Origin of the sequence: Paraburkholderia sp. (assembly GCF_049581445.1) — a bacterium.
GTDB lineage: Bacteria > Pseudomonadota > Gammaproteobacteria > Burkholderiales > Burkholderiaceae > Paraburkholderia.
The window spans coordinates 1-2,761 of the sequence record NZ_JBAURZ010000178.1; the positions used below are offsets into that span (position 1 = coordinate 1).

General features: G+C 66.4%; 4 protein-coding genes. All 4 read left to right on the plus strand.

Annotation, left to right across the window (positions count from 1 at the left end; all coding sequences use genetic code 11):
* The coding region (locus WCA85_RS16200; protein WP_424065533.1) for a triphosphoribosyl-dephospho-CoA synthase at nt 1–622 on the plus strand (622 nt) is incomplete at its 5' end.
* Nucleotides 610–915, plus strand: a complete 306-nt coding sequence (locus WCA85_RS16205; protein ID WP_424065534.1) for a malonate decarboxylase subunit delta — start codon at nt 610–612, stop codon at nt 913–915. The genes WCA85_RS16200 and WCA85_RS16205, both read left to right, overlap by 13 nt.
* The gene (locus WCA85_RS16210) at nt 912–1,796 is read left to right on the plus strand and encodes a biotin-independent malonate decarboxylase subunit beta (RefSeq protein ID WP_424065536.1); all 885 of its coding nucleotides are present in this window, start codon (nt 912–914) and stop codon (nt 1,794–1,796) included. The genes WCA85_RS16205 and WCA85_RS16210 overlap by 4 nt, the downstream gene beginning before the upstream one ends.
* Complete coding sequence (gene mdcE, locus WCA85_RS16215; protein ID WP_424065538.1) at nt 1,793–2,608, plus strand: biotin-independent malonate decarboxylase subunit gamma; 816 nt, start codon at nt 1,793–1,795, stop codon at nt 2,606–2,608. The genes WCA85_RS16210 and mdcE overlap by 4 nt, the downstream gene beginning before the upstream one ends.
* Nucleotides 2,609–2,761: the final 153 nt, after the last annotated feature.

A 2,761-nucleotide genomic window follows, 5' to 3' on the forward strand; every position in this document is an offset into this window, starting at 1 on the left:
GCACGAGATGATGCAGGCCACCGACGGCAGCAATGCGCATCGCGGTGCGATCTGGATCGTCGGCTTGCTGGTCGCAGGCGCGGCCATCCATGCTGTGGATCGCACTGCGCCAGCCATGCATGCGGCCTCGTCAATCTGCTCGCTCGCCGCACAGATCGCCTGCTTCCCCGATCGCTTCGCCGCGCCCGCCGACAGCCACGGCGAACGCGTCCGCCAGCGATATCAGGTAGGCGGCGCGCGGCGCGAAGCGCAAGACGGCTTTCCACACGTGATCGACATCGGCCTGCCCGCCCTGCGCGCGGCCCGTGCCCGCGGTGTGCCGGAAGAGTCTGCGCGCCTCGACGCCCTGCTGGCGATCATGGCCTCGCTCGACGACACCTGTCTGCTGCATCGCGCGGGCCTTGCCGGTCTGCACGCCGGCAAGGACGGCGCGCGACGGGTGCTGGATCTAGGCGGCAGCTTCACTGAGCCGGGCCGCACGGCCCTCGCCGAACTCGACCGTGAACTGTTGCAAATCAACGCCTCACCCGGTGGCGCAGCCGACCTGCTCGCCGCTACCCTTTTCATCGACATGCTGGTGTCTCACAGCACCAGTGGGAGCAAAGCCTCATGGAACATCTGACCTTCGATTACCCGGCACAACGCGCTGTCACAGCCCGCGCCCACGTCGGCGTGGTCGGCTCGGGCGACCTTGAAGTCCTGTTGTCGCCGGCCACTGCAATGTCTGCGCACGTGATCGTCAAAACCAGCGTGGATGGTTACAGCCATATCTGGAAGAGCGTGCTCGACCGCTTCTTTTCCCGCTATGACGGCGCCGCGCAAATCGAGATCAACGACTTCGGCGCGACACCCGGCGTGGTTGCGCTGCGCCTCGCCGAAGCCATTGAGGAAGCGGAACAGGGAGACACAGCATGAATACCGTCTCCACGCCTCAGTCTGCACCGGTGCTGCATGACAGCTTCATCGAACTGCCGGCACGTGAACGCGCCCGCGCCCTGCTCGATGAAGGCAGCTTTCGCGAACTGCTCGGCCCATTCGATCGCATCGAGTCGCCGTGGCTGCCATTGCAGGGCATCGTCTGCCAGGCGGACGACGGCTGCGTGATCGCGCGCGGCACCATCGACGGCGAACCGGCTGTGGTTGCCGCGATCGAATCGGCGTTCCAGGGCGGCAGCATCGGCGAAGTGTCGGGCAGCAAGATCGCCGCGGCGCTCGAACTCGCGTTGCGCGATTGCGAACGCGGCAAGCTGGTGCGCCCAGTGGTCCTGCTCGAAACCGGTGGCGTGCGGTTGCAGGAGGCGAATCTGGGTCTTGCCGTGATCGCCGAGATCCAAGCCGCAATCATTGCGCTGCGCCGGCATGTGCCGGTCGTTGGAGTCATTTCCGGCATGGTCGGTTGCTTCGGCGGCATGTCGCTCGCCGCCGCGCTGTGCTCGTACCTGGTGGTGACGAAGCAAGGCCGCCTCGGTATGAATGGGCCGGAAGTGATCGAACAGGAAGCCGGCATCGAGGAACTCGATTCCAGCGACCGGCGCCACGTGTGGCAACTGATCGGCGGCGAACAGCGCGCCACCACCGGTTTTGCGGATAGCCTCGTCGAAGACGAGCCGCAGGCCGTGCGCGCCGCCGTTCACCGTGCGTTCGTTCAGGGTATCCCGGCAGCGCACCGCACCGAACAGGTAGACACCTATCTCGCCCTGCTTGGCCAGATGGATCCGGCCAACGTCACCCCTGAAACCATGCGCAGCGTGTTTCATGCAAGCACCACCCTTCAGTCGCCCAAGGAGGCCGTGTGAACGACACTACCCTGACCCGAGGCGCACGCTGGTTCCGCGCCCTTGCCGGCGAGTCCGCCAGCCGTGCGCCGGTGTGGAGCGGCGATGCCGCGCTCGGCGGCGAGACCGCACGCTTCATCACCGTCGTGCCCGATCCGGAGAATCGTTTTCCGCGTGCCGTCGATAACGTCGTCGGTCTTGAACAAGGCTGGCAGCTCGCCCGCGCCGTACGCGAAGTGATCGCGCTGGACGAAAACGCCAGCACGCGGCGTCCGATCGTGGCCATTGTCGATGTGAAAAGCCAGGCTTACGGCTACCGCGAAGAGACGCTCGGCGTTCACCTCGCGTGTGCAGCAGCCGTGGATGCCTATGCGACGGCACGCGATGCCGGGCATCCGGTGGTCGCGCTGATCGTCGGTCCGGCCATGTCCGGCGCGTTCCTCGCGCACGGCTATCAGGCAAACCGCATCGTCGCGCTCGACGCGCCCGGCACGATGGTGCACGCGATGGGCAAAGAGGCCGCCGCGCGCGTGACCCGTCGCACGGTCGAGGCCCTCGAAGCACTCGGTGAGACCATCGTGCCGATGTCGTATTCGATGGCGTCGTTTGCCAAGCTCGGCCTGCTCGACGAACTGATCAAGGGCGTCGACGCCGATGCGCCGACCGACGCACAGATTCAACGCGTACGCCAGGTGCTCAGCGATTCGGCACGCAGCGCACGCGAGGACCAGCGTGGCCTGTCGCATCGTCTCGACTCCGCGATGGCGAAAAAGAACCGTGCAGCGTCGATCGAAGTACGGCGGCGTCTGGCAGAACAGTGGGACGCGGCGTAATGCAGACGTGCGCGGCACCGCCGTTTGCACCCGACGGCGTACTCGAATGCGACGCCCGCTGGCGGCCGCACGATCTACTGCGCCTGCGCCGTCTGCCTGAACTGGACGGCGAGCCGGAGTGGCTGCGCGACGGGTTTTCGCGCACGCCGTTCG